Annotated in this window: 3 protein-coding genes; all 3 read left to right on the top strand. The window is 64.8% G+C overall.

The window, feature by feature from the left end; translation table 11 throughout:
- Positions 1-145: 145 nt before the first annotated feature.
- From EOC06_RS34360 to EOC06_RS34370, 3 genes are read left to right on the top strand one after another with little or no spacing between them, the layout of a single operon-like run.
- Positions 146-1,123, top strand: a complete 978-nt coding sequence (locus EOC06_RS34360; protein ID WP_127322470.1) for a flavin reductase family protein — start codon at positions 146-148, stop codon at positions 1,121-1,123.
- Positions 1,124-1,145: 22 nt separating this feature from the next.
- Positions 1,146-2,657, top strand: coding sequence for an aldehyde dehydrogenase (locus EOC06_RS34365; RefSeq protein WP_127332292.1), 1,512 nt, complete (start codon positions 1,146-1,148; stop codon positions 2,655-2,657).
- A gap of 27 nt (positions 2,658-2,684) precedes the next feature.
- Positions 2,685-3,761 (top strand): LLM class flavin-dependent oxidoreductase, encoded by a 1,077-nt coding sequence (locus tag EOC06_RS34370; RefSeq protein ID WP_127380198.1) that lies wholly within the window; start codon positions 2,685-2,687, stop codon positions 3,759-3,761.
- Positions 3,762-3,766 lie beyond the last annotated feature (5 nt).

Below are 3,766 nucleotides of genomic sequence, written 5' to 3' on the forward strand. Positions count from 1 at the left end.
CTGCCATCCCGAGCAAGTGCAGGCGCGCTGCGCCTGCACTTGCTCGGGATGGCAGCAGCACGCCCCGACATCTTTCCTACAGACCGGAGGAAGAAGGCCGGCCGTCTCTTGCCTAGCTTTCATCCGACACTATGGGAGGAAAGCAATGGCGGACGCGGTGGTACACAGGACGATCGACCCGATCGCCTTGCGTCGTGCCTTCGGCACCTTCGTCACCGGCGTGACCGTCATCACCACGCGCGACTGCGACGGCAATCCGCGCGGCATGACCGCGAACTCCTTTACCTCGGTCTCGCTTGACCCGCCGTTGCTCCTGGTCTGCGTCGCCAAGGCGGCGGCGAGCTTTCCCGCATTCAACGAAACACGGTCCTTCGCGGTCAATTTCCTCCATGAAGGCCAGGTCGACGTTTCTTCGGTGTTCGCATCCAAAGCGGCGGACAAATTCCAGTCGGTCAACTATGACCGCGCCCACACCGGCGCGCCGATCCTCACCGACAGCCTGACATGGTTCGACTGCACCGTTCACAACCGCATCGAGGCCGGCGACCACATCATCCTGATCGGCCAGGTCCAGGCTTTCGGAACCAGCCCATCGGCGCCGCTCGGGTTTTGCCGCGGCCGTTACGCCAGCGTAAAGGATCCGCTGCCTGCCGGCTGGCTGGCCTCGCAGGACATGATCATCGGCTATCTTGTCGAAGCCGGCGACCGCATCCTCTTGCGCACCGATGGCAAGGGAAGTTGGGTGCTGCCGACGGCGCGGCGCCGCAAGGCCGACAGTCAGCTCGTCCTCGATGGCGGCGAGGCGCTGACCCTCGTCCCTGAAAACACCTTCCTCTATTCGGTCTTCGACGTCGCCGACAGCGACCCGGGCTATCTCATCTACCGCGCCGAACTGAGCCGTGAGAGCGCTGAAGCAGCACTTCCGGATGGCCACGCCTTCTTTTCCGTCGACGCGCTGCCCTATGAGCGGGTCGCCACCCATGAATTGCGCGCCATGCTGCGCCGCTATGCGCGGGAGCGCCAGGACAAGCGCTTCGGCATTTACATCGACACCGGCGACGGCGGCCGCGTCGCCATGATCGACGGCCAGTCGCAATCGTGGACGCAAGCCGCATCCGAATGATGCTTCACCCAGGACAGACAGCATGAAAACGACGGTCGAATCGCTCGAAGGCTCACGCCAGAACCTGTTCATCAACGGCGCGTTCGTGGCGCCGAAAGGTGGCCAGTACATCGACAGTTTCGATCCGACCACCGGCAAGCCCTGGTACCAATTCGCAGAGGCCAATGCCGAGGATGTCGGCGCGGCCGTGGAGGCGGCGCGCCTAGCTTTTGCCAATCCAGTCTGGCGACGCATGACCCAGACCGACCGCGGCACGCTGGTGCGCCGTTTGGGGGAACTGGTGCTGGAGCACGCCGACGAGTTGGCGCTGATCGAGACCCGTGACAACGGCAAGCTGCTCAAGGAAATGCGGGCGCAGATGCGCGCCATGCCCGACAGCTACACCTATTTCGCAGGGATGGCCGACAAGCTGCTCGGCGACACCATTCCGGTCAACAAGCTCGACATGCTCAATTTCAACCTGCGCGAGCCGATCGGCGTCGTCGGCATGATCACGCCATGGAACTCGCCGCTGATGCTGCTCACCGGCACGCTGGCGCCATGCCTGGCGCTCGGCAACACGGTGGTCGTCAAGCCGTCCGAGCATGCCAGTGCCTCCACGCTCGCGCTGGCCGAGCTGATCATGGAGGCCGGCTTCCCGGCCGGCGTCGTCAATGTCGTGACCGGCACCGGCGCCGTGGCGGGGGACGCGCTGACCCGGCACCCTGGCATCGCGAAATTCGTCTTCACCGGTTCGACGGCGACGGGCCGGCGGATTGCCGCCAATGCGGCTGAGAACCTCATCCCCTGTTCGATGGAACTCGGCGGCAAGTCGCCACATGTCGTCTTCGACGACGTCGACATCGACCATGCCGTCAACGGCGTCGTGTCCGGTGTGTTCGCGGCGGCTGGGCAGACCTGCGTCGCCGGTTCGCGCTGTTTCGTCGAGGCCAGCGTCTACGATCGGTTCGTCGAGGCGCTGGTCGAACGCACGCGGCGCGTGCGGGTCGGGCTGCCGATGCTGGAGGAAACCGACGTCGGACCGCTGGCGCTGTCGGTGCAACTCGCCAAGGTAGAAGGCTACGTCGCCTCGGGCGTGCGCCAGGGCGCGCGGATTGCGGCCGGCGGCAAGCGGCCGCAGGCGGATGAGCTTGCAGGCGGCTGGTACTTCGAGCCGACCGTGATGACCGATGCTGACAACGGCATGGACTTCATGCAGGAGGAGCTGTTCGGTCCTGTCGTCGGCGTCATCCCGTTCTCGTCGGAAGACCAGATGATCCGTCTCGCCAACGACACCCGCTATGGCCTCGCCTCCGGCATCTGGACCCGGGACATCAACCGCGCGCTGCGTTTCGCCAGGAATGTTGAAGCCGGCACCGTCTGGATCAACACCTACCGCGCCTCGTCCTTCATGTCCGCCAATGGCGGCTTCAAGGAGAGCGGCTACGGGCGGCGCGGCGGCTTCGACGCCATGGAGGAGTTCTCGCGCCTGAAGAACGTCGTCATCGACTACTCGGGCGCCATGCAGGACCCCTTCATTATCCGCCTTCGCTGACCAACCCGACGCACTGGGGAGACCGACATGAAATTCGCCGTTTCGCTGACCATGGAACGCTTCTCGCCCGACATGCCGATGTCGAAGGTGAAGAGCAATCTCCTCGAGTTGGCGCGCCTGGCCGACGAGGGTGGCTTCGAGACGCTGTGGACGGCGGAGCATCACACGATCGAATGCACGATCTCGCCCAACCCCCTGATGACGCTGACCTGGCTTGCCCAGCATACCGAGCAGATCCGCCTCGGCACCTCGACGCTGGTCGCGCCCTACTGGAGCCCGATCCGGTTGGCAGGGGAGGCGGCACTTTGTGATCACCTGACCGGCGGGCGGCTGGAGTTCGGCATCGCGCGCGGTTCGTACCAATATGAGTTCGACCGCATGGCCGGCGGCATGCCGCAGCAGGAAGGCGTTGCCTATCTGAAGGAGCTGGTGCCGGCGGTGAAGAAGCTGTGGGCACAGGATTATGCCCATGACGGCGATTACTGGAAGTTCCCACTCGCCGCCGGCGTGCCGAAGCCGCTACAGAAGCCGCATCCGCCGATCTGGGTGGCCGCGCGGGACCCGGGAACCTTCGACTGGGCGGTCGGCATCGGCGCTTCGATCCTGTCGACGCCCTTGTCGGCGCCGGCGGCCGAGATCGCCGTGCTCGGCGAGAAATTCCGCAAGGCCGTCGCCGATCATCCAGAGGTGCCGCGCCCGCGCCTGATGATGCAGCGGCGCACCTGCGTCTACGAACGAGCGCAGGATTGGGAGATCGCGGTCGGGCATGCCATTGACTATGGCCGCGCGTTCGAGAACCTGTTCCAGAACATCGGCACCGTGCAAAACGGCTTTCCCGAAGCTATCCCCTACGAGAGCGTCAAGGGCAAAGACAATTACAATCCCGAGAACATCCGTCGCAACCTGATGTTCGGCACGCCCGACGAGGTGATCGAGAAGCTGCTCGACTATGAAGCCGCGGGCGTTGACCAGTACTGCCTCGGCCTGACGTTCAACCTGCCGTTCGAGCTGCAGAAGAAGACGATCAAGCTGTGGGTCGACGAGGTGATGCCGGTCTTCGCCGCGCGCGAGCGCGACAGGGCGCGCCAGGCGGCGAGGGCGTGACTATG

The organism is Mesorhizobium sp. M7A.F.Ca.MR.362.00.0.0, from assembly GCF_004023175.1.
Lineage (GTDB): Bacteria > Pseudomonadota > Alphaproteobacteria > Rhizobiales > Rhizobiaceae > Mesorhizobium.